The following is a 24,726-nucleotide window of genomic DNA, read 5'->3' on the forward strand; positions in this document are numbered from 1 at the left end:
AATGTCTGCAACTTCTGAACCAGAAAAAAAGTTAAAAGTAGTATCCTTACAGCCAAAAGTAATTTTTACTCAAAAAAGTGAACCAGAAAGAGTCACAGAGTCAGTAGAAGAGGAAGTTATTCTGGCTCCATTTATGATAGACGAAGAACAAGTAATAGAAGATTTGAGCGAACTTGTAGATAAAGTTTATGACGAGTTTTCACAAGCTTGTAAAAAGCGTAATTTAACATGGGAAGCAGAGTTGGAACTGGGAATGGAATTTGGTGTTAAATTTACAGCTAAATTAAAAATAGCTCCCAAGTCTTGAAATTATTTGAGTAGTTAATTAGGGCGCATCATATAATATCCTGATAATTAATTATAATACTGTAGGTCGGGTTAAGCGATCGCGCAACCCAACAACAATATATTGATGTGGAATTTAATTCCTGAGATTGATACTGGGTTTATTCTGTGGATAAGCTGCGCTAACATTCCTCATATTGATGTGAGATTTAATTCCTAAAATTGATGTTGGGTTTATCCGAAGGATAAGCTGCGCTAACATTCTTCAACCCAACCTACAAAGCTGGTATTAACTCTCAGGTTGAGGAAGAAACATATAATCTGTCAGGCAAACCAAAACCTATTAACTTCGACTTTGCCCAGTCTATTATTCAAGCTGTTACTTCAGGAAATGATTTTGAAGGTACGCAATTTACCAACAATGTTGTAGAAAGAATTCAAAACATTGACCAAGGAAATAGTTTGGAAGATAAATTTTTAATTGTTGCTCACTCCCAAGGAAACTTCTTTGCTGAAGATATTTTTAATCAACTACCTGAAGATATTCAACAAAGAACAAGAATATTAGCTTTCTCTCCCTTTACAAATTTCCAGGGAATTAGTTCCGATAAATATGACTATTTATTACGAGAAGATGATTTTCCTAGCCGCCTGAAAAACCTACCAGCAATAGCTGTTCCCGAAGACCAACATAACCTTCCTAGCTGGCCAGGGAACTTTATACAATCTTTCTTTCCAGGAGATAGAGACTCACACAAAATCGAAAATTATCTAGATATCAATCAATATCCCCAGGGAAGTCAAGAAGATTTATTAGTAGAAGAATCATTCGAGCAAGCGAAGGTAAAAATTCAGGAATTAATGAATTTTGACTCTGGTATCAATCAACAAGAACAAACAATTAACCAGGGATTAGAAAATTCATCTGACTCATTTTTTGGATTGCCAATTAATAACGATAACGATATTTTTCAGGTATAAATAACTTAATATCTGAAGGAAGAGACTTTATTTTTGGCTGGTAATACAGTGATTTGTGGGTTTGCTACGACGAGTATAAAGTCTTAGCCAGCCCACTGTTTTTTTTACTAGGTTTTGAGCTATATAATATTATTAGTAATCCTTGTAGTAAAAATACTTAAAATGGTTAAAAAATCCCAAGGACTAAAAATACGGGAGATCGAAGAAAAGTATCCTAAGCAATGGGTGGTAGTAGACATTACTGAAAGAGATGAGTATAATTTTCCTGCTAGTGGAAAAGTATTATTACAAGGGAGTTCGATTGATTTTATCTCAACGTTGGTTGAAGACCCGCGCTCTCCCGAAGGGGAGCGTCGGGATGAAAACCAATCAATTTTGCGGTTTCGTTAATAGTGTGTTAGACTTAGAAATATGGCTGCTGGGCTAGCAGTTTCAGTCTGTGGAGCGACCGTAAGACCGAAAAGAGGCTCGACCTTGGAGGCTGGTGCATTGAAGCAGAAAGACCTAATAGCGCGATGGTTAGGAATCCCGCACTGTCACGCAAGTGCAGCGTCGGGAGGATGTCAATTTAGACAAAATTGAATCTTTTCAAGGCGACTTGTACACATTCTATACTGGTAGTATTGATGGCGAGGTTGAGTGAGGTAAACTCAGGTTAATAATTTCCGGATTAACTATAGGAGTATGGGAAAAAGAAATGGTAGATGCACCCTGATGGATAACCTCCCCCGTAATTGGTGGAGGTTTTTTTTTGACCCGAAAACAACAGAAAATCAAATTAATAATTCCCGGATTAACTATAGGAGTATGGGAAAAGAAATGGTAGATGCACCCTGATAGATAGCCTTCACCGTAATTGGTGGAGGTTTTTTTTGACCCGAAAACAATAAAAAATCAAATGAATGAATAATTCCCGGATTAAGTATTGGAATATGGGAAAAATAAATGGTAGATGCACCCTGATAGATAACCTTCGCCTTCATTGGTGGAGGTTTTTTTTGCACTAAAACAACAGAAAATTAGCTTTATAATTCCCGGATTAACTATAGGAGTATGGGAAAAAGAAATGGTAGATGCACCCTGATAGATAACCTCCGCCTTCATTGGTGGAGGTTTTTTTTTGCACTAAAACAACAGAAAATTAAATTAATAATTCCCGGATTAACTATAGGAGTATGGGAAAAAGAAATGGTAGATGCACCCTGATGGATAACCTCCGCCTTCATTGGTGGAGGTTTTTTTTTGCACTAAAACAATAAAAAATCAAATGAATGAATAATTCCCGGATTAAGTATTGGAATATGGGAAAAATAAATGGTAGATGCACCCTGATGGATAACCTCCGCCTTCATTGGTGGAGGTTTTTTTTTGACCCGAAAACAACAGAAAATTAGCTTTATAATTCCCGGATTAACTATAGGAATATGGGAAAAAGAAATGGTAGATGCACCCTGATAGATAACCTCCGCCTTCATTGGTGGAGGTTTTTTTGCACTAAAACAACAGAAAATTAGCTTTATAATTCCCGGATTAACTATAGGAATATGGGAAAAAGAAATGGTAGATGCACCCTGATAGATAACCTCCGCCTTAATTGGTGGAGGTTTTTTTTTGACCCGAAAACAATAAAAAATCAAATGAATGAATAATTCCCGGATTAACTATAGGAATATGGGAAAAAGAAATGGTAGATGCACCCTGATGGATAACCTCCGCCTTCATTGGTGGAGGTTTTTTGCACTAAAACAACAGAAAATTAGCTTTATAATTCCCGGATTAACTATAGGAGTATGGGAAAAAGAAATGGTAGATGCACCCTGATGGATAACCTCCGCCTTCATTGGTGGAGGTTTTTTTGCACTAAAACAACAGAAAATTAGCTTTATAATTCCCAGATTAACTATAGGAGTATGGGAAAAAGAAATGGTAGATGCACCCTGATGGATAACCTCCGCCTTCATTGGTGGAGGTTTTTTTGCACTAAAACAACAGAAAATTAAATTGATAATTCCCGGATTAAGTATTGGAGTATGGGAAAAAGAAATGGTAGATGCACCCTGATAGATAACCTTCGCCGTAATTGGTGGAGGTTTTTTTTGACCCGAAAACAACAGAAAATTAAATTAATAATTCCCGGATTAACTATAGGAGTATGGGAAAAAGAAATGGTAGATGCACCCTGATAGATAACCTTCGCCTTCATTGGTGGAGGTTTTTTTTTGACCCGAAAACAACAGAAAATCAAATGAATGAATAATTCCCGGATTAAGTATTGGAATATGGGAAAAAGAAATGGTAGATGCACCCTGATAGATAACCTTCGCCTTCATTGGTGGAGGTTTTTTTTTGACCCGAAAACAACAGAAAATCAAATGAATGAATAATTCCCGGATTAAGTATTGGAATATGGGAAAAAGAAATGGTAGATGCACCCTGATAGATAACCTTCGCCTTCATTGGTGGAGGTTTTTTTTTGACCCGAAAACAACAGAAAATCAAATGAATGAATAATTCCCGGATTAAGTATTGGAGTATGGGAAAAGAAATGGTAGATGCACCCTGATAGATAACCTTCGCCTTCATTGGTGGAGGTTTTTTTTGCACTAAAACAACAGAAAATTAAATTGATAATTCCCGGATTAAGTATAGGGGTGGTGGTGCATTGTAATGGTCGTGCATTGCATTATTTTTGTTACGAGGTACGGCAGTGGGAGCATCTTGCTCCCGCGCCAAGCATCCCTTGTTCCTTGTATAGCAACTATGCAGGACTACAGAAGAAAGAATAGTAGAAGGAGAAAGTTTTTTGTTCGCGCTCTTATCCAGACAAGATATCATACCTCTTTTCACCAACGCCAAAACTTGATCTGAAAGTTAGATGATTTTTTGGTGCGCAACGCTGCGCGATCGCTTTTCTAACTTCTCCATGAAAAAAGCAATATTGCTACCGCAACGCTGCGCGACCGCTCCTCAAACTCAGTTGTTTTTGGAGGGGCGATCGCCTGCTTGTAGTAACTACTTTTGCTTCCCATACTTCCCACACCTCCCACACTTCCCACCCCCTCCTCCTTTTTTCTCTGGTGACAATAAATAGACCCTGCCTCCTGGGAGGGGCTAGGGTGGGTCCCCTGCTCAACAAAATGTAGAAAAGTTTTTGAGAATTCGTATTATTCCCTCCTGACTCCTGACTCCTGACTCCTGACTCCTGACTCTTGACTCCTTATCTCAAATTTTGAGAATACCCTCTGGGTTTACTGATAGTAATTTTCGCTTTTGTAAACCCTCTCGATTAAGAATTTCATTTGCTGCTAATAACCCACTACTAACAGCTCTTTCCATTAAACCACAGGGAAAAGGCATTTTTACCCAATCTCCAGCAAATATCAAATTATTAACACCACTGTTAGTTTCTGGACGTTCTTGATAACTACCTGGAGGATAACCGGAAAAATTTTTCTGATTTACCAATTCCCGATGTAGCATATTAGCATCCTTTAATTCAGGCACAATTTCATACAATTCCTGTTCAAAAGTTGTCAGTAAATTTTCTTGAGTAGGAAACTCTTTTTCTTTGTAACAATAAGCGTGTAACTCTACTACACTACCGCCTGTTTTTTTATGCCATTTAATGAATTGTTCTTGAATGCGATGATAGAGAGTAATACTATCAGTTAATTGATAGCCGGATAGAGAAGTAAAATTACTATTTTTCCACTCAAAGTCTTGGTCAAACCAAAAACGGCAGACAGCAAATGGATCGGCTATATTCAGTTTTTTTACCCGGTCTTTTACTTTTTGATTGACATCTCCCTCCATCACATTAAATAAGTGTTTAACTCCTGGAACATCCGTAGCAAATACATAATAATCTGCCTGAATTTCTGTAGGAATAATCTCTGAATTATTTTCTGTTATACCAACTAACTCCACCTGATTTTCTCGACTTTGAGTAATTTTGTAGCGCGATAAATTTCGTTTTGCTGGACCTGTTAATACCTTTCCTTGACTATCATAAACTGCTCCGTGACAAGGGCAGTAAAATTTGCCATCTTCAGCTAAATTAACAGTACAACCTTGATGAGTACAAGTCAGAGAAATAGCCTCATCTGAACCAGCTTTAATAGCAAAAAGGCGATCGCTCGATCCAAAATAATTAGCATCCTGTTTATTGATTTCTAAATTACGTTCTACCCAAAAAGGAATTACACTTTTAGCCTCTCCTAATTGATAACTAATAGAATCAACTTTACCTTGTTTCCAATTAATTTTACTAATACCAATATCGGTAAAAATTTTACCTCCCCGACTTTGAATTTCCTGAGCAATAGGTTGTACTAAACTTGTACCCATATCTTCCTTCGTACCATGAAAAGCTAAACCTTCTGGATTACCAAAAAAATAGAAGTGAAAAAACTGCATTAACTCTGCAACGCTCAATTTATCTGGAGCATTAAGACTTGATTTTGCAAAAGGTAAAAAATATAAATCATACAATCCTTGCGGAAAATCTTTATTTACCCATTTAGCTACAGATAAATTGTCAAGCTGCTGATAAGTTTTATCTACTTGAAAACCACCTATCGCCCGAAAAACTTCCCAATGTTTAGGTTTTGCCAAATTAATTCCCCATCTCAATCTATTAGGAGAAGAAATTGCTAAATCCACAATATTCCAAGGAAAAGCAGAATTGCTAGGACGAAATACTTCTGGGTCATATTTCCCTTTTCTAAATACCATGGAATAAAACTCTAAAGACTTAAAATTATCGGTAATATTCACTTCTGATACTAAATTTTTGAGGTTGTAATACTGAGGAAAAAAACCATGAAAACCATGTTCCATCATGAATTTTTCTTCCCCAAAATTAACAGACCAACTAGCAATTTTTCCTCCTAGTTGTGGCGATTTTTCTAACAAAGTAACACTAAAACCTCGCTGACTAAGTTCATAAGCACAAGCTAATCCTGCTAATCCACCACCAACTACTACTACGCTTTTAGATTTGTTTAAATATCGTGGTAAGTCCAGATTATCTTGTACAAAAACTGTTGGTTGTGGTTTGGAAAATCTAGTATAACCAAGTAGACCAGTGGCAGTAGCAACGGTAAATAATTTGAGTATTGTTCGTCGCGAAACTGATTGTAATGACTTGAGATTATTGAATTGATTCATCAGCAATTAATTGATTACTGTTTGAAATTTTAATTTGGCCGATTAGAGCTTCGATACATTGTAATTTAGTGGATGATTTTTGCCTATCAAAATATAGAATGCTTAAGCTTTTCTCAAGTTTTTGGATGACAAAGGATTGGAGAATACAATCTAAATAAATAATCTTTAAGTCTAGTATTTTTACCAAAAATCGGGTTATACCAATTTGATAAATGTTTGTCACAAATGGTAGGGACGTTGCATAAGGGAGTCGGTACGAAAGAAGGAAGAAGGAAGAAGGAAGAGGGGAAAAATATTTAAAAAAGGGGAAAAAAATAGATATAAATATCTAAAATGAACTGGAGAAGCTATTTTTAAGCATATCCGATAAAACTATACCCTTTTGTAGCATTCTTTTTTCAAAGTGGTATTAATAGCCTCCTCTTTTAAGGGGATAAAAAGTGGTCGATCTTCGGAGCTTCCCGTAGGGTGGGATGGCGAGGTTTCGGAGCCAGGTAAATCGACCAAGAGAAAGAGAATATTCTAGATTTCAAGCCTGCTTATTGCAGAGATACTGCTAGGGTAGCTCTTCCGGGGGAGGCTAACTGATAACTGTTAACGCAGTTCTGACCTTATGGGGCTAACTGATAACTAAAATTACCCTTGATTCTATTTTTATATGTCTGGTATCAAGTTCTAATAAATACTTAATATATAGTTTTTATCTGAGATGTTGAAAGCAAATGCTATGAAAAGGTATGGAGGGAATATTCAACAATTAATCATTAACAATTAATAATTACCTCTTTTTATAAAGAAGAGGATTAGCTAAAAGGATTTTTTTCTTTTCTTGGTCGATTGGATATGGCTAGGTCTCCTCGCCATCCCACCCTCCGGGAAGCTCCGAAGATAGACCGCTTTTTTCTCCATGAATGGAGAGGCTTTATACCTTAATTTTTCGGTAAAAACAAAGAGTGAAAATAGCATTAAATAGTAGCAAATACAAGGAGATAAAAGACTCAAAGCAGCGCTTTTTTCTAATAAAAAACCTCTATCTATATTTACATCTAAGCTGAACGCTTTTTAATTTTTGAGATTATATAAAATCCGGTTATAAAGTAATCGCAAAATTACTTAATCTTAATACAGATGTTCTATTAAACATCTCCAATAATAAAAAATCAAATCAATTATTATCCATAAATTATCAATTCTTTCTCCTACTCTGTACGGACGTTGCATGCAAAGTCCCTACTCCCTACTCCATAAGCGTGGAGGAGATGTCTATTAGACATCTGGTAAAAATCAAAAATAAAATCAATTATTATCCATAAATTATCAATTCTTTCTCCCTAATGCCTACTGCCTACTCCCTCTTTTCTGGAGATGTTTATTGAATACGAATTTAAAAATTCATGCTATTCAAATCCTTTCTTTCTCCTGACTCCTGACTCCTGACTCCTGACTCCTCAGCTATACGATAACTAATCATCCAGATTTGATATTATTTCTGTTCTTTACCAGACAAGATAAAGATAAATAGCAATTATATCTAAAGGTAGAACTTTCTGACAAGCGATCGCTCACTTTTAGCTACAATATTACAGTAGTAATTGTATATACAAATTTTATTGGTGCAGTTACTAAGTTAGTTGCTGTCCTTAAATCTACCTAAATATGAAGTTAATCATTAAAAAAAATTAAATACTTGACTAAGTTTGAATTAAAGCTATAATATTTGAGAAATAAGTTTGCTTTATTGCTGATAGATAAGTAGGAAGAAAAATGGTATAAAATTATTCTATACTTGATAGTATCTAAAAATTGTTTATCGTTTATCTAAGTATTGAAGCAGATTTGATATATGCTAACTAAGAAAAATTAGTTTTAGGAGCTGTGCATAATGACAGATGTAATCATAAATCATGCTCAAAAATTTGGATTTTTTTGTAATCATGATTTACTCGGTTCTTGGCAGATAGTATCTCATCCCAGAACACCTGTATGGAAACTACGTCAGCAGAAAGAAGACTGGTTACTATTAATCTCAGATGAACCTCATCTAATTTTATTACCAGAAGAAGTTATTGCTTTTTTAAGATGGCGTTGGTCAACCAAGAAAAAATAATGGCGTTGCTGAATTATTGTTATGATATTAATCTTAATTACTTAGGAGTCAGGTAGGGGTCAGTAGGGAATAAATAATCAGAAGAAAAAGGGATAGAAGGAGAAAGTTTTTTGGTAGCGGAGCGCGGAATAGAGTTCTATTGGAAATTATCCGGACATGATATCATACCTCAAATCACCAACACCAAAATAATTAACATCTATAAATTATTCATTAATTTCTGTGCAGTAGATAATATCACTCAACTTGATAGCAACTGCCAGAGCAGTTAAAGCATAGAGTGATGATGAATTTGAGAAGGGGAAATATTTTTCCCACTTTTACTTGTTGCCTGCTATATGAATAATTTAGAACAGCTTAATGAATATATCCCACTATTTTTAACCGGCTTATTTGTTGAGGTAAAATGTGTTTTAAAAGCTTGATTTTTCATTTATAACTCTCAAAATATTTAGGGTTTTTAGCAAAAATATTATTACTGGGATAGATTCATAAATATTTGCTATAAATAGCTATAACTTTTCTAGGAGTCACTTATTCAGAATAAATAGCTTAAATATTATTTATTATATCAAATCCGTTTAATTGGACATAAAAAAAATTCTCCAATTGCCATAACTACGCTCATCTTGTCTTATCTTTCTCCTCCTGACTCCTGACTCCTGACTCCTGACTCCTAGATACTTAACCATTCTATAACTGTTTAATATCAAATCCGGTAGCATCGGTGTAATTAGATGGGGAGATGGGGGATGGGGAGATGGGGGGATGGGGAGATGGGGAGATGGGGGGATGGGAGGATGGGGGATGGGGAGATGGGGAGATGGAGAAATATTTGGTAATCGTTGAAGATGGAACATTTTTTACGTGCCGAATTAAACGGATTTGATATAATACCAATTCCCATGCATTAGTGCTATACTTGGGCAATACTTCAGTTGTCAACCGATAGGTACAAGCAAAACTACTTTGCATGCTAATTTTAGCTTGCGTTAATGTTAATTATTCTGTAAGCATTCAGCCGTCAGCTGACGGTTGTTTGCGCAGCATTCCGGAGGAAATGCTTACAATTTTTGAGAAATGGTATAACCCGATTTGATATTACTTGATAATTTTCCTCTTTTATCTCAAAAATATCTTGCTAAAAATATTTTAATTCCTGCTATTATTAATCACGTTCTTTTTTCAGAGCTAAAAACTGATAACTGATAACTGATAACTGATAACTGAAATGACCCTTTGTAATTAGATATCCAATGTCCTCACAGACTCCTAATAATCAATCCCACAATACAAATTCAACAACAAATACTTCAGTCCCACCATCAATAGATAGGTTTTTAGTATGTGGTTTAGGTAGTTTAGGACAACATTGTGTAGCTGCCCTGAAACAGTTTGGTGTAATTGTTAACGCCATAGACATTATACAACCTCAACACTGGGAAATTTCAGACTTATCTTCACAGTTGAACCAATTAATTATTGGAGATGCAAGAGAACCTAGTATCTTAAGACAGGGTCAAGTTCAACAGTGTCGAGCAATACTTATTGTTACAAGTAATGAACGAATAAATTTAGCGATCGCTCTAGCAGCAAGATTAATTAATCCTCAAATTCGTCTTGTAGTCCGTTCTGCAAAAGAAAACCTCAATCAACTATTAGGTAAACAGCTAGGAAATTATGTAGCATTTGAACCTACGGAATTACCTGCACCAGCTTTTGCCGTTGCTGCTTTAGAATCAGAAATTATTGGTTTTTTTTACCTAGAAAAATATCAAATAAAGATAGTAAAACGTCAAATACAACCAGATAGTCCTTGGTACGATCGTCCTGTTTATCAACTCAATAATCGTCATCGAAAAGTCATTAGTTATGCAACTAATTATACTCAATTATTATCAGATTTTTATGATTGGGATAGTGATGAATTAATTCAAGCAAACGACCGAATAATTTATATTGAAAAACCAGAATTTTTGACGACCAAGAATCAAAAAAATCTCATAAAAATTACCTAAAATTTTGGCAAATATTTCGCTCAATTATTCAAATTAAACCAAGTGAAATTAAAAATATAGTCATTAACTACTGGAACTGGATTCATGAAAACCCAATTCGTAACTTAGTTTTTTCTAGTGGCTTAATTTTAGTAATTCTCTTATGCACTGGTACATTACTATTTTGGTTTTATTATCCAGAGGCAACTTTAAGAGAAGCTTTTTATGGCACAGCAGTTTTATTACTAGGAGGATTTGGAGATATTTTTGGTGGCATTAAACTAGAGAATAATTTTCCTTGGTGGCTGCAATTTTTTAGTTTAATCACAACATTAGTAGGAATTATTTTTGTAGCTTTGCTGAATGGTTTAATTACAGAAAGATTGTTAAGTACAAGATTCAAATTCGCCAGAAGAAATCCTATCCCTACTCAAGACCATGTTGTGATAATTGGTCTAGGAAGAGTAGGTCAGCAAGTAGCTACTTTATTACAAGAATTTAAACAGAAATTAGTAGCAATTAGTTCTACAGCAACTGAATCAGATATAAATCCTCAAATTCCTCTAGTTACAGGTAATATTATTAAATCTCTAGAAAAAGTAAATTTAGCCACTGCCACAGGAATTATTGCTGTCACAAATGATGAAATGTTAAATCTAGAAGTAGCATTAATGGGTTATTCTGTTAATCCAAATATTCGTTTAGTAATTCGTACTTCTGAACAACGTTTTAGCAATAATTTAGCCAAACTTTTACCATATTCTACCTTTATTTGCAATTCTGCTGTTGTAGCAGAAGCTTTTGCCGGAGCAGCATTTGGAGAAAATATATTAAGTTTATTTAGGATAGACCATCAAACAGTATTAGTAACTGAATATAATATTGAAGCAGGAGATACTTTAAATGGATTAATATTAGCTGAAATAGCTTATGGTTATGGAGTAGTGACAGTATTATATCAAAAGCCACCAAATGAATCAAAATTAATGCCTTCAGATGATATTAAATTAGCCGTAGGCGATCGCCTAATTGTTTTAGCAACAATTAATGGTTTAAAAAGAATAGAAAATGGCGAAATAAAACAACCTACTTGGCAAATTATGATTGAATCTGCTCCATCAGAATCTGCAAAATTTCAAGGAGCAAATGAAATTGTTAAGATTTCTGGATGTAGCATTAATCAAGCTAGAGAATTAATGAATAATTTGCCAGGAATATTACCTAAGCCACTTTATAAACATCAAGCTCAAAGATTAGTTAGAACTTTGAAAAAAGTTCTTGTGAAAGCGAGATTAATAATTAATAATTAATAATTAATAATTACCTCTTTCAAATTAGCTGATGAGTATTTTTATCATTAAAAATAATTTATAGCAATCAGGAATCAGTTGTGAGAATTTAGGTGTTCCTTAAAAGTATAGGATATAGCAATTATTATATTCATATAATACGTTTTTTTCTTCTTCTCTGTTCCCTGTTCCCAGATCCGGTGTTCCCTAAAAGCTTCCAATATCTCACAACTCAAATCATATTGCTATATATGATTTCTTGATAATGAGTGATAAAGAAGTTTTTGTTTGTAGTAGGGTTTTAGGATTTAAAAATGTCCGCGCCCAATTCTTGTAGTGCTATATTTCCGATCTTGACGAGTTTAATTTTCTGACTCTGTTTGAAGAGATTCTTTCTGAATTTCTCTGAGAAATAGAAAAAGAGGTAAACCAAAAGAAACACCAATAGTTAAAGTTCCTAAGATAGGAAAAATCAAATATTTAATTTTTTCTGATTACCTTCGTAAACAATAAAGCCCAACAAAACAATAGCAGAAATTAAAACATCTAACCAAGCAAAAGCACTAATACGAGATGATATTGCTTCTGAAAGTAGAAGATTAATATTAAGACCGTGTTCTAATATCCAAGGAATAAATTGAGAATATGGCAATACAAAGCCAAATAAACACAACAACCCATATAAATATTTCATTTAGTTTCTCTCACTGAAAAATAGTTTACTCTATATAGCAATTTCCAAGAAATGTATGAATAGGAAATTAAAAATTAATGCTATTCAAATCCTTTCTTTCTCCATGACTCCTGATATCAAAAGCCACCAAATGAATCAAAATTAATGCCTTCAGATAATATTAAATTAGCCATAGGCGATCGCCTAATTGTTTTAGCAACAATTAATGGTTTAAAAAGAATTGAAAATGGTGAAATAAAACAACCTACTTGGCAAATTATGATTGAAACTGCCCCCTCAGAATATGCCATATTTCAAGGAGCAAATGAAATTGCTGGTATTTCTGGATGTAGCATTAATCAAGCTAGAGAATTAATGAATAATTTGCCAGGAATATTACCTAAACCACTTTATAAACATCAAACTCAAAGATTAGTTATAACTTTGAAAAAAGCTTTGGTGAAAACTAGATTAATCTCAGTATAAATCCCATTTAGGAACCATTAAAAATCAGAAGATAACTCTTATAAACCACATTCCGCCCTTCAATTTGTAACATTAAAATTAGTATAAAATCCGTAGCTTACTTAAGTATTTATACTATATAAATTATCTTCATTTACCTCGATTAGGAGTCAAATTCTTAGTTAAATATTAAGCATAAATACTTGCTGAATCCTTGACTCCTATTGACCACTATAATTTTCTTTTTACTTCTTACTTCTTATTTCTTATTTCTTACTTTTGACTTTTGACTTTTGACTTTTGACTTGATCTCGATCATTTTGCTAAATGCTCATCTTGTTGGAAGTTTTCATTGTTGATATGAACACGAAATTGACTTAACAAACTATAGACCAAAGGAGATAAAAGAATTCCCATCGCTATGACAAAAACCAAACCACTAAAGAGCGCATAAACAGAAGCAAATACTTTCGCGCTAGTAGTTGAGAGGGGACTAATTGGTCCCATACCGCTAAGAATCATCGAAGCTTCTACTAGAGAATCTATCCAACTCAAACCCGCTGCCCAATGATAACCGATAACGCCCATCATAAGTCCTAGAGAGATAAAAATTGCAGACAGACCCAGATAACTGATAAACTTCCACAGAAAGAGGAAAATTGACCTTGTTCGCTCTGATGAAGTCCAAGTTTTCGGTTCTTGAATCATATTTAAACCAGAGGAACGGATGAGAAATATTATAATTACTAAAATTAATAGTCCATATATGAGCATATTTCTAAAATCCACTTCACGATTATCTTAATATATACGGCTAAAACAAGAGAAACTACTGTAAGCGTGCCCACCAATTTTGTCATCCTTTTATGGTAGGATTTTTAAATCCCTAGTTTCGACCGTGGCATAGTCCAAAACCTTAATTAGCATGAGACTGACTATAATTAATATCCAGCGTGAGTTGTTACAAAAGCATTATGAGTAGGATATATTTGTAGATTTTTTAATAACTGTTTTTAAGTTAAGTTACTAATTAAATTTATGGTTAAAACTATTCAATCTCAAGAAATTAATCTCCGTTATTTGATTGATAATTTCAGTTTGCAATTAGTCAGAGACGAGCAATTTTTTCGAGAATGGCAAGATGATTTGCCAGAGATTAGTGACTGGGAAAAAGAACTACTTAATCAAGTGCCTCCTGCGGAGGAGCTACGCTTTCAAGAGGGATATTTTAACTTATTACAAAATCCACCTTTTTTGGAAGATATTGTCAGAATGGCAATAGTCGATCCGATTTTATTTATTGGGAAATTTTTTCTCTACCCTGATCACATTCGTTCTGAAAAGTCTATTAATTTAGAACTGGCAGATAAAGAGGTGATTATTAGAGGTCGAATTGATGCTCTTGTTATGAATGAGCAGCTATGGATGATGGTTATTGAGTCTAAAAGAGCGGAGTTTTCTATAGAAGCTGGTCTGGCTCAATTGTTAACTTATCTAATGGCTAGTCTCTATCCTGAACATCCTAATTATGGTTTAATTATGACCGAATAAATAAGGTCTCAAGCCTCCCCTTTCAAGGTGATAAAAAAGAAAATTTCCTATTTCAAGCCTCCTTATTGCAGAGGTACTGATAACTGATAACTGATAACTGATAACTGAAATGACGGGTGGCAGTTTCATTTTTGTTAAGTTAATCAAGACAGAAGTTCCTCAATATGCTACGTCAAAAGTGTTTGCTATTCGTAATCCGGGTAATGAACTTTTTGATGTTCTTCGTATTCTTAAACGTTTGAGTAAAATAGTTATTAATAGACATATCTATAAAAGAGGGAACAGGGAACACCGGAGCTGGGAACAGGGAACCCACCCCTAACCCCTCCTGGGAACAGGGAACCCACCCCTAACCCCTCCTGGGAACAGGGAACCCACCCCTAACCCCTCCTGGGAACAGGGAACCCACCCCTAACCCCTCCTGGGAGGGGAATAATTGATGATGTATGGATAATAATTGATTTTATTGAGGCACTGATAACTGATAACTGATAACTGATAACTGAAATGACCGATAATCGTAAACAAGTCCGCAAAGTTTTAATCATTACTTTACTACTAAATTTATTAGTGATGTTAATCAAAGCAGGAATAGCATTTTGGACAGGTTCTCTGAGTCTATTTGCTGATGCTTTGCACAGTGTTACTGACAGTGCTAATAACATTTTAGGGTTAGTCACAAATCATCTTGCTTCCCCTAAACCAGACCGACAATATCCATACGGACATCAAAAATTTGATGCTATTGGCGCTCTAGGTATTGCTGTTTTCCTTGGTATCGCTTGTTTTGAAATTCTCAGTGGAGCAATACAACAAATAGTGGGGGGTACTCAAGAGGTAAATATTTCTCCACCTGCATTATGGATATTATTAATTGTGCTTGGGATTAATATTTTTGTAGCATTTTATGAACGTCGGGTAGGAAAAAAAATCGGTAGTAGTATTTTAATTGCCGACTCTCACCATACAATGAGTGATATCTGGGTTACAGTAATTGTTATAGCTGGATTAATTGGTATTTGGCAAGGAAATATTTGGAATTTACCTATTTTCCTTTGGTTAGATGTAGTGTTAGCTTTTCCCGTCGCTCTTTTAGTGTTTCGGAGTGCTTGGGAAGTTTTGAAAGAAAATTTGCCTTGGTTAGTTGATTATATGGCAGTTGCACCAGAAGCTATTCATGCGATCGCGATGGAAGTTCCGGGAGTAGTCAACTGTCATGATATTGCTTCTCGTGGAGTTATCGGTCGTCAGGTATTTATTGAAATGCACCTCATTGTTAATTCTGATGATATAGAAACTGCTCATCAAATTACCGAACAGGTAGAAGCACGTCTACAAGAAAGGTTTTATCCTGCCAGAATTATGATTCACGTTGAACCCCCTGCTTATAAATCAGAACATATTTCTTATGAAAAGGAGTAGGGGAGTGGGGGAGTAGGGGAGAGGGGGAGCAGCGTAGGTTGGGTTAAGCGATAGCGCAACCCAACAGATACAACAGATACATATTTATTGTTGTCTATTTTGATCGCTAAGATTTTTCAGTAGGATTGTGATTTTTAATTAGTCGAACAATCTCTATATTAGACATCTTAGGCAAATCGCCATGCCAAATTCTTACAAAACCTTCTTCATCAGCACTTGCCAATAGTTGTCCATCTGGACTAAAAACAACTGACGTAACTTCTTGCGAATAATCGCTTTCCTGTGAATGATTATTTAGGGTACAAATTTCTTTACCAGTTTCGACATCCCACAGTTTTGTTCTACTATCCGAACTACCACTTGCAAGAATTTTACCATTTGGATGAAAAGCAACACAACTAACATTATAATCATAGCTGTTGAGAGTACGAATTTTTTTACCAGTATTGACATCCCAAAATTTAATAGTACGATCCCAACTACAACTTGCTAAAATCTGGCCGTTAGCACTAAATGCAATACCGCAAACTTCGTCGGTATGACCTATGAGAGTTGTGATTAATTTACCCGTACCAACTTCCCAAAGCTTAATTGTTTTGTCTTCACTGCAACTTGCTAAAATCTGGCCGTTAGGAGAAAATTTTATATCCCAAATTTCACGCCCATATTCATACTTCTTGTGTTCCAAAGTTCTGATTAATATTCCAGTTTCTACTTGCCACAGAATAATTAGCTCACGGTCGCGGCCTGCTAGTATATAACCATTAGGACTAAAGGCAATGTGAGAAAGACTAAAACTACAATAAGGATTCGTACAATCATGAGCAAATTGATTAACAATTTTTTCTGTATCCACCTTCTGAAAAATAATTTGCTTATAGTCAGCACTAGCTAAAATTTTCCCATCACGAGAAAATGCAAAACTGTAAACGTTACTGCTTCCCTTAAAAGTTCTAATTTTTTCCCCAGTCTTGACATCCCACAGTTGAATTTTGCCATAACTGCCACAAGTAGCCAAAATATCCCCATCTGGATGAAAGGCTAAATTCCTGATATCGTCGTCGTGAGAAATACAATATTTTTCCTCGATCTTCATCGTGAAACTCAGTCCTTAACTCAATGGTCTCCACAATTTATTATTTTAAAGCTTTAGTATTTTTCCTTTTAAGATTTTCTAGAATAGGTAAAGTTTTCCACAATTATACCATAGTTTTCCACAGAATTTTCCACAAAGATTAAGCTTAAGTTAAAATAAAAAAGAAAACCTTCTATAGCGATCGCTCTTTCAGAACTTACGCAAATTATTAGAAGCTGTTTGAGAAGTGCTGCATGGAACCGATAAATCCTAAAAACCTAACCCCCATGCTCCCCTTCACTATCAGGGAATGGGGGTTTCAAAGGCTCTCTACTGGTAGGAGAGAGCCTTTTATGAGTTTACAAACAGTTTATTAGAAAATACGCTATCCCTAGAGTGCAAATACCATTTGACTCTACTAGGTGCAGTGGTTATGCGTAAGTCCTGTATTTATTACCCTTTGCGTTTGCGTAGACGGGAACCGACACCCAAAGCACCAAGGGTTAACAGACTCAAAACAGAACCAGGTTCGGGAACTGCTTCCACTTCAAAAGAACCGTAAGCGAAACCACCGTCGCCGTCTGAGACTCGTAAATTCATCGCATAAAGGCCGGGTTTCGAGAACGACCATTCACCACTGCTACCAGTAAAGTCATCAAATAAACCGTCCCCATCAAAATCCCAATCAAACGTGAGAATATCGTTAATACCAGGGTCGATCGCCGTGGCAGCAAAATTGAATGTGGTGTTGGTACGGATAGTGAAATCCTCGGTTAAGCTGGTAATGGTGGGGTCGAGGTTGTTAACTGTTAAGGTTCTGGCAAAGATGTTGCTGTTACCACCATCGTCATCTCTTGCTTGACCTTGATAGGTGAAAGTTCCATCGTCTGCAAATACCCCCAGATTTGTCCTGACTAGACGGTTGCCAGAAGTACGGGTATCAGTGCCGATATTTTGGTTGTTCAGGAAAAAGGAGATGGAGTCCGCACCGGGGTCGGTGGCAAATAGTTCTGCAAATGCCGAGTCGCCCTCGTTAATAACCGCGTTGGATAGGTTAAAACCTTGCAAGGTTGGAGCTACGTTTTGGACGTTTACAGTTCTGGTAATTGTTTGGCTGTTCTTCCTGTCTTCGTCTCTTACTTGTGCAGTCTGGGTGTAACTGCCGTCGTCGAGAAATCGACCTAATGTTACTGTTGTGGATGCGCTACCAGAACTTCCCGATGGAGTCCTGGTACTTACCCTCCTATTGTTAACGTAAAAACTGAGATTGTCTCGGTCAATATCTTTAGCAGATAATCTTGCTGAGACTGACTGACCTTCTAAAATATTGATGCTTCTATTCTGACCGTTGAGTAAAAAGGATTCAATTGTCGGAGCAGTCTCTAAAAGTGTGAAACCAAAGTTGTCAAATCCTACTCCAATGTTATCTGTTGCTCTTCCTGTAAAGTCTAACAGAACGGAAGAAATACCTGTACTGTAATTGGAAAATTTCCAAGGAGTGGCTACTCCATCACCCGTATTTGTATATTTACCGCCAGAGGTGAAGACTTGCGGAACTAGCGAATTCCCAAAACTATCGAGTGCTACAAGCGTCCATTGTTCTAAACGGTTTGCTTGATCGATATCCAAGATTTGACCGGATGCAGTTGACACAGGTTTATCATATTTAATGAGGAGAGATTTTGGTGGTTTCTTCCCTCCATCGTCATCGGTTATAAAAAAGCGACCGTTTGTGCTTGTGCCATTACCTGTACCTTTAGGCGTATCCGGAGCCGCTCCATTGCTGCGTGTAAACGCAGCACGATCTCCACCAACTTTAGCCAATACAGGAGAACCGCCACCTACGAGACTAAAAGTGATTCCATCAAATTGATTGTTAATGAACATACCCTCAGTGGGTGTACGGCCGGGTATGCTCTCAAAGTTGATAAGAGATGCTGCCTTAGCAGATTCAGGTATGGCAAGTCCTAGAAAAAAAGCTGTTAGTCCGAGACATATTGGACGAGTATTGAATAATATCATAATTTTACCTTGTTGATTGCAAAATAAACAAAAATGTGGTTGGGAGGCGATCGCTTTATTAGACATCTTCAGAAAATAGAGAGCAGGGAGAGATAATTGATTTCCTGTTTTTATTATTGGAGATGTCTATTGCTAAAGCGATAAGTGTTGCTCCAAGGGAAGCTACAACTCGTTTGGTTTTGTAAGTTATAGAATTGTTTTTTCCTTGATATAGTTTTTTTCACCTTTCTATAAAATCATTTATCTTGAGGTGCAAAATTTATGCACCTAAACAAGAAATCTGGTGTATAGCCCTAATTATCTGGACTTTTAAAACTACACATAGAATTGTTTTTCCTTGATATAGTTTTTTCACCTTTCTATAAAATCATTTATCTTGAGGTGCAAAATTTATGCACCTAAACAAGAAATCTGGTGTATAGCCCTAATTATCTGGACTTTTAAAACTACACATAGAATTGTTTTTTCCTTGATATAGTTTTTTTCACCTTTCTATAAAATCATTTATCTTGAGGTGCAAAATTTATGCACCTAAACAAGAAATCTGGTGTATGGCCCTAATTATCTGGACTTTTAAAACTACACATAGAATTGTTTTTTCCTTTATGTAGTTTTTTCACCTTTCTATAAAATCATTTATCTTGAGGTGCAAAATTTATGCACCTAAACAAGAAATCTGGTGTATGGCCCTAATTATCTGGACTTTTAAAACTACACATAGAATTGTTTTTTCCTTTATGTAGTTTTTTTCACCTTTCTATAAAATCATTTATCTTGAGAAGCAAAATTTATGCACCTAAACAAGAAATCTGGTGTATGGCCCTAATTATCTGGACTTTTAAAACTACACATAGAATTGTTTTTCCTTTATGTAGTTTTTTTCACCTTTCTATAAAATCATTTATCTTGAGAAGCAAAAATTATGCACCTAAACAAGAAATCTGGTGTATGGCCCTAATTATCTGGACTTTTAAAACTACACATAGAATTGTTTTTTCCTTTATGTAGTTTTTTTCACCTTTCTATAAAATCATTTATCTTGAGAAGCAAAAATTATGCACCTAAACAAGAAATCTGGTGTATAGCCCTAATTATCTGGACTTTTAAAACTACACCAGGACGATATTTTCTCGACAAAGTTTTATGAATTAACTTGAGTGCTAAATCTGGTTTTTTGACAAATTCTTTATCTTCTTTTCCTTCTGGTCAGGACTTACGCAAAGACACTATAATTGGGGCTGTTTAATAGGTTCTAATTGGCGATCGCCTGAACCACAAAATTATCATCAACTGAAAAATTTGATTGAAATTTATTTAGATTATCTGGTATAATTATAATGAGGAATAATGCTAATTTTTTATCAATATTTTTCATGGACTTTAATTATATAAAATATTGTCAGTATCTAAGTAAGTAGTCAGAAAAATTACACGATCGCAAACCTTGCTGACCATGTAGGTTTATTTGATCGAGGTAGCTTGAAAGTTAAAAATCCTGGTGGTGTTGGGTTGCGCTGCCGCTTAACCCAACCTACGGTACACACAAGTTTCATCAGTTAGATATTATTTCTGACTTCTGAGTTCCTGTTAGGAGTTTGGTTGTTGAAAGTAGCTTGAAAGCAAAAGTTAACCCTGGTGGTGTTGGGTTGCGCTGTCGCTTAACCCAACCTACTAGCGCGTCTAGCTTGAAAATGTGGGTAAATTTTAGAAAATATAGACCTCTCCCCCCTTTCCAAGGGGGGTTGGGGGGGATCGTAGCGTTGGGTTTTACCCACAATTTTAGTCTAGAGGCGCTACTACGGTAAACACAAGTTTCATCAGTTAGATATTACTTCTGACTTCTGACTTCTAACTTCTGACTTCTTATCACTCCCACTCAATAGTACCAGGAGGTTTAGAAGTAATGTCATACACCACTCGGTTAACACCTTTAACCTCATTCACAATGCGGTTAGAAATAGTCTCCAGCAAATCATAAGGTGCGCGAGACCAGTCAGCAGTCATCCCATCCTCACTAGAAACAAACCGCAAAACAATAGGGTAAGCATAAGTACGTTTGTCTCCCATCACACCAACACTGCGAATAGGTAACAACACAGCAAAAGCTTGCCAAAAATCGTGATACATTCCTTGCTGTTCAATTTCATCCCGCACAACAAAGTCAGCATCCCGCAAAATTTTCAACCGTTCATCCGTAACTTCCCCTAATATCCGAATTGCTAACCCTGGACCGGGAAAAGGATGTCGTCGCACGATTTTTTCTGGTAAACCGATGGAGCGACCTACTTTTCTGACTTCATCTTTAAATAGCTTGCGCAACGGTTCTACTAACTTAAATCTCAAATCTTTCGGCAGACCCCCAACATTGTGATGACTCTTAATTTTAACAGCCACCCGCTCCCCTGTCTTAGGGTCAACATTAGTATCAGCAGATTCAATCACGTCTGGATAAAGAGTACCTTGAGCAAGATAATCAAAAGGTCCTAAACGTTTTGACTCTTCTTCAAATACCTGGATAAATTCATGGCCAATTAACTTGCGTTTTTGTTCTGGGTCTGTAACTCCTTTGAGTTTAGCCAAGAAGCGATCGCGAGCATTTACATATTCAACTGATATATGAAAAGATTCTTGAAATATTTTCACCAAGTTTTCTGGTTCATACTTCCGCATAAACCCTTGGTCAATAAACATACAAGTTAATTTATCCCCGATCGCTTGATGCAGCAAAAATGCTAAAGTTGAAGAGTCAACACCCCCAGACAGAGCTAATAATACTCGTTTGTCCCCTACCTTGGCTCTAATTTCTCGAATCGCTTCTTCTACAAAAGCTTCTGTTGTCCAAGTTGGCTCACATTGACAAATATGGTACACAAAATTCCTAATCAATGCTTGACCACCAAGAGAGTGAACTACCTCTGGGTGAAACTGGGTCCCATAGAGCTTTTTCTCATGGTGAGCGATCGCTGCACAGGGAGTATTATCCGTATGAGCTAATACTTCAAAACCAGAAGGCATTTTCGTCACAGAATCTCCATGGCTCATCCACATGGTTGTGCCTTCTTCCACATTAGTCAGCAAATCTGTGGGGTCATCTATAGATAAAGATGCTTTACCATATTCAGCTAATTGAGCGCGTTTAACTTCACCCCCTAATTGCTGTACCATCAACTGCATTCCGTAGCAAACGCCCAAAATTGGTATTCCCAACTGCCAAATTTCGGGGTCACAATGAGGTGCCACTCCGTCGTAAACTGAGTTAGGGCCTCCAGAAAGAATAATTCCCTTGGGATTGAGAGTTGCCAGTTTTTCAGCAGTTGTCCGATAAGAAATTACTTCTGAGTATACTTGAGTTTCGCGAATCCGGCGGGCAATTAGTTCTGAATATTGAGAACCGAAGTCCAGAATCACGATCATCTGACGATTAAACTGAGTGGAGGAATTAGAAATTTTTTCTGTCTGTCTTGTTAGAGTCACGGTTAATGTGCTATAATATTTTACTTGTGAGGTTAATTTTGCTGAGTTTGACAATCAGCCCAAGCTTATAAGCTACAAATATATGTTTTTTTTGTGAGGAAAATTTGTTTCTCCACACTTTTTGTCTCAAACTAAATTTTTCCTACTGCCACAAAAGCTTTGATACTTGAATTGCTAATAAGCTAGCAACTGACAGGTTAAGTTGATAAATGAGAAATAGGGATCGCTCTTAAATTGCGAATTATTCATCAAGGGGAGTTCTTTGAAGAAGACATCCCCCCTACCCTTTGAAAGGGGGGAGAAGAAGGGAAATTTGCATGAGGAGAATTTAAACTCCAAACAATTTTAATTACCCCCCGTTGACTGTGGGGTATTAAACCCGCAAAAGAAAAGATAAAAATGTTTTGGTATTGTGACTAAAAGATGATAACCTGGTTTATGAACCAGTTACTCATTCTAAGCTTGTTATAAAATTTACCAATTTATTTTAATTTTCTCCTGCGCCTCATCCACTCTTTTTAATTTCTCCTAAAATGCCCTAACTCTAAATGAGGGTATTCTAATTGACATCCTCTCCTGTTAAATCAAAGATTATAACGGGAGATTCCCAAACCTCACGATTTAGGTTTACTGCTTGAATGGCACTTATCTAGGCTGAAAACAACCCCCGACAGTACCCCTACACAGTCAATTTGCTCCACGATCTGCAAAGGCCGCAGTGACACCTCAGTGTGAATAAATGCATATTATAACATAATTCTATCTGAGTGTGATATTAAGTTAGACTCTTGCTAGTCTTGGTCAGTATCTCTTTTTATTTTGGTCGCGATTCCGAACCCGGTAAATCGGAGATTATGCCAGGAGATGAATCGCTCCATTTTAGATAGAATAACAAATTTGTGCAAAAAGTGTATCAGCAACTTCAGTTTTTAAGAAAATTTGACGATCGCGGTCAAATAACATCGAACCTACTTGGACTTGTTTTTGACTGTGATTAAAAATATAAGCTTGACTACGTTCCTCTATACGGGAGGCGATCGCCCCATAGACTAGACCCACCCAATTCTTTTCATTATCTTTATCTAAACTCCGCAGCACTTTCAAAGCAGCTTCGGCAGTAGTACAAGCAAAAATTTTTTGTAGCACAGAAGTGGGCAGACCTATATTTGCACAGTGAGCTGTTAAAATTTCTAATCTTCCGTCAGCTAAATGGTGATGAGTATGAAAAATCCCACCAGCCAATTTAATTAATTTGCCATGATAGCCTAATAATAAAATAGACTCTACTCCAGCAACAGCAGCAGCTACTAACATTGGGCCTAACCAGTTAGCTGTTTTAATGGTCTGTTGTAGTGGTATTCCCATTTTCCTCGCTAGGTCTAAACCATTTTCTCCCACACAAAACACCAAACAACTAAACTGTGCTGCCTTTTGTTGTAACTCCTCCCGATAAGCATCAAGTTGTCCAGGTACACTCAAAGGTTGAGAAACTCCCGTAGTGCCTAATAAAGAAAGTCCTTCAACAATACCAAAAGCTGAATTAGAAGTCCGAGTCGCCAGTTGACGTCCCTCTGGCAAGATAATTGTCACTTTAATTTGTTCATTTGGCTGTAGTAAAGGTTTCAAATTTTCTTGTAGCAGTCGTCGTGCATAACTATAGATAGCTGTTTCTCCATTCCTAATATTATGTCCAACTCCAGCACCACCCAAAATCACAATTTGTTCTGAAGCGTCACTTATAGAAAATTCCGTTAATTCTACCATTGCCCACACAGGAGTATTGCGAGTTAGATCGAGATTATTACCGGGGTCGGAACGAGTAATAGCTAAGGCAATATTATTTTTCAGCAAAGCTATTTGCTCAATAGGAATATCTACAATTCTTGCAGATTCAATTAAATTAATTGATACAGTAGATAAAGACGAGATATTTTGACGTATCCAATGGAGCGCTGCTACAGCAGCGGCACAAGCAAAGACAGGAAGAGTATATCCAGCGCGAGGTTCAGTCATCAGTTTTAACGAAGTCAGAAGTCAGAAGCGCCGAGACCCCGCGACGACGCCAGTCGCAAGGGAACGCTCGGCAAGACAGTCAGTAGGAGCGAATGGCCATTTGCCCCTACATAAGTTATTTTTGTAACGGGGGTTTGAGCAACTCTCCAAAAATATTTCGCCTTAAAAGACGGGGTTGCGCGACCTTTTTATTTTGATAAGTC

General features: G+C 36.3%; 20 protein-coding genes and 1 pseudogene. 10 read left to right on the top strand and 11 right to left on the bottom strand.

Annotation, left to right across the window (positions count from 1 at the left end; translation table 11 throughout):
• Window position 1 precedes the first annotated feature (1 nt).
• From SAGCYANO_RS22010 to SAGCYANO_RS22020, 3 genes are all read left to right on the top strand, one after another.
• Window positions 2-307, top strand: coding sequence for a hypothetical protein (locus SAGCYANO_RS22010; RefSeq protein ID WP_202222029.1), 306 nt, complete (start codon window positions 2-4; stop codon window positions 305-307).
• Between the two features lie 440 nt (window positions 308-747).
• Window positions 748-1,266, top strand: coding sequence for a hypothetical protein (locus SAGCYANO_RS22015; protein WP_202222030.1), 519 nt, complete (start codon window positions 748-750; stop codon window positions 1,264-1,266).
• Window positions 1,267-1,428: 162 nt separating this feature from the next.
• The gene (locus tag SAGCYANO_RS22020) at window positions 1,429-1,656 is read left to right on the top strand and encodes a hypothetical protein (RefSeq protein ID WP_202222031.1); all 228 of its coding nucleotides are present in this window, start codon (window positions 1,429-1,431) and stop codon (window positions 1,654-1,656) included.
• A gap of 2,229 nt (window positions 1,657-3,885) precedes the next feature.
• Here the strand turns inward: SAGCYANO_RS22020 and SAGCYANO_RS22040 are convergent.
• The 3 genes from SAGCYANO_RS22040 to SAGCYANO_RS22050 all read right to left on the bottom strand — a co-directional run bounded on the left by SAGCYANO_RS22040 (window position 3,886) and on the right by SAGCYANO_RS22050 (window position 6,435).
• Complete coding sequence (locus tag SAGCYANO_RS22040; RefSeq protein ID WP_202222035.1) at window positions 3,886-4,101, bottom strand: hypothetical protein; 216 nt, start codon at window positions 4,099-4,101, stop codon at window positions 3,886-3,888.
• A gap of 77 nt (window positions 4,102-4,178) precedes the next feature.
• Window positions 4,179-4,322 carry a hypothetical protein gene (locus SAGCYANO_RS22045; protein WP_202222036.1) on the bottom strand — a complete coding sequence of 48 codons (144 nt, stop codon included), beginning with the start codon at window positions 4,320-4,322 and terminating at the stop codon, window positions 4,179-4,181.
• Between the two features lie 166 nt (window positions 4,323-4,488).
• Window positions 4,489-6,435: an FAD-dependent oxidoreductase gene (locus SAGCYANO_RS22050; RefSeq protein WP_202222037.1), complete on the bottom strand. Its 1,947-nt coding sequence runs from the start codon at window positions 6,433-6,435 to the stop codon at window positions 4,489-4,491.
• Window positions 6,436-8,317: 1,882 nt separating this feature from the next.
• Between SAGCYANO_RS22050 and SAGCYANO_RS22055 the strand changes: the two genes are divergently transcribed.
• From SAGCYANO_RS22055 to SAGCYANO_RS22060, 3 genes are all read left to right on the top strand, one after another.
• Window positions 8,318-8,542, top strand: a complete 225-nt coding sequence (locus tag SAGCYANO_RS22055; RefSeq protein WP_202222038.1) for a hypothetical protein — start codon at window positions 8,318-8,320, stop codon at window positions 8,540-8,542.
• Window positions 8,543-9,302: 760 nt separating this feature from the next.
• Entirely contained in the window at window positions 9,303-9,431 is a 129-nt protein-coding gene (locus SAGCYANO_RS47890) for a hypothetical protein (protein WP_255502652.1), read from the top strand.
• Between the two features lie 367 nt (window positions 9,432-9,798).
• Window positions 9,799-10,560 carry a TrkA family potassium uptake protein gene (locus SAGCYANO_RS22060; protein WP_202222039.1) on the top strand — a complete coding sequence of 254 codons (762 nt, stop codon included), beginning with the start codon at window positions 9,799-9,801 and terminating at the stop codon, window positions 10,558-10,560.
• Window positions 10,561-10,762: 202 nt separating this feature from the next.
• Here SAGCYANO_RS22060 and SAGCYANO_RS22065 read toward each other — a convergent pair whose 3' ends face one another.
• Complete coding sequence (locus SAGCYANO_RS22065) at window positions 10,763-10,942, bottom strand: hypothetical protein (RefSeq protein WP_202222040.1); 180 nt, start codon at window positions 10,940-10,942, stop codon at window positions 10,763-10,765.
• A gap of 40 nt (window positions 10,943-10,982) precedes the next feature.
• On the opposite strand from SAGCYANO_RS22065, the gene SAGCYANO_RS22070 reads away from it, so the two are divergent.
• Window positions 10,983-11,849 carry an NAD-binding protein gene (locus SAGCYANO_RS22070; RefSeq protein WP_202222041.1) on the top strand — a complete coding sequence of 289 codons (867 nt, stop codon included), beginning with the start codon at window positions 10,983-10,985 and terminating at the stop codon, window positions 11,847-11,849.
• Between the two features lie 341 nt (window positions 11,850-12,190).
• Here SAGCYANO_RS22070 and SAGCYANO_RS22080 read toward each other — a convergent pair.
• Window positions 12,191-12,522 (bottom strand): annotated as a pseudogene (locus SAGCYANO_RS22080) (DUF2834 domain-containing protein).
• Between the two features lie 144 nt (window positions 12,523-12,666).
• Here SAGCYANO_RS22080 and SAGCYANO_RS22085 point away from each other — a divergent pair.
• The gene (locus SAGCYANO_RS22085; protein WP_202222044.1) at window positions 12,667-12,987 is read left to right on the top strand and encodes a hypothetical protein; all 321 of its coding nucleotides are present in this window, start codon (window positions 12,667-12,669) and stop codon (window positions 12,985-12,987) included.
• A 294-nt stretch (window positions 12,988-13,281) separates the two neighbouring features.
• On the opposite strand, the gene SAGCYANO_RS22090 is transcribed toward SAGCYANO_RS22085, so the two are convergent.
• Window positions 13,282-13,740, bottom strand: coding sequence for a hypothetical protein (locus SAGCYANO_RS22090; protein ID WP_202222045.1), 459 nt, complete (start codon window positions 13,738-13,740; stop codon window positions 13,282-13,284).
• 264 nt (window positions 13,741-14,004) lie between these two features.
• Here SAGCYANO_RS22090 and SAGCYANO_RS22095 point away from each other — a divergent pair, with 264 nt between their 5' ends.
• Together SAGCYANO_RS22095 and SAGCYANO_RS22105 are read left to right on the top strand one after the other, a co-directional pair.
• A complete protein-coding gene (locus SAGCYANO_RS22095) occupies window positions 14,005-14,517 on the top strand; it encodes a restriction endonuclease subunit R (protein WP_202222046.1) in 513 nt (170 codons plus the stop codon).
• 507 nt (window positions 14,518-15,024) lie between these two features.
• Window positions 15,025-15,939 (top strand): cation diffusion facilitator family transporter, encoded by a 915-nt coding sequence (locus SAGCYANO_RS22105; protein ID WP_202222048.1) that lies wholly within the window; start codon window positions 15,025-15,027, stop codon window positions 15,937-15,939.
• A 106-nt stretch (window positions 15,940-16,045) separates the two neighbouring features.
• Here the strand turns inward: SAGCYANO_RS22105 and SAGCYANO_RS22110 are convergent, their stop codons facing one another.
• From SAGCYANO_RS22110 to cbiD, 5 genes are all read right to left on the bottom strand, one after another.
• Entirely contained in the window at window positions 16,046-17,035 is a 990-nt protein-coding gene (locus tag SAGCYANO_RS22110) for a WD40 repeat domain-containing protein (protein ID WP_202222049.1), read from the bottom strand.
• Between the two features lie 432 nt (window positions 17,036-17,467).
• Window positions 17,468-19,102: a PKD domain-containing protein gene (locus tag SAGCYANO_RS22115; protein WP_237396505.1), complete on the bottom strand. Its 1,635-nt coding sequence runs from the start codon at window positions 19,100-19,102 to the stop codon at window positions 17,468-17,470.
• Between the two features lie 1,186 nt (window positions 19,103-20,288).
• A complete protein-coding gene (locus SAGCYANO_RS47895; protein ID WP_255502653.1) occupies window positions 20,289-20,411 on the bottom strand; it encodes a hypothetical protein in 123 nt (40 codons plus the stop codon).
• A 491-nt stretch (window positions 20,412-20,902) separates the two neighbouring features.
• On the bottom strand, window positions 20,903-22,450 hold the full coding sequence (gene guaA, locus SAGCYANO_RS22120; protein WP_202222155.1) for a glutamine-hydrolyzing GMP synthase: 1,548 nt from the start codon (window positions 22,448-22,450) through the stop codon (window positions 20,903-20,905).
• Window positions 22,451-23,389: 939 nt separating this feature from the next.
• Entirely contained in the window at window positions 23,390-24,523 is a 1,134-nt protein-coding gene (gene cbiD / locus SAGCYANO_RS22125; protein WP_202222051.1) for a cobalt-precorrin-5B (C(1))-methyltransferase CbiD, read from the bottom strand.
• Window positions 24,524-24,726: the final 203 nt, after the last annotated feature.

The sequence above is a fragment of the Okeania sp. KiyG1 genome (assembly GCF_014132355.1).
Taxonomy (GTDB): domain Bacteria; phylum Cyanobacteriota; class Cyanobacteriia; order Cyanobacteriales; family Microcoleaceae; genus Okeania.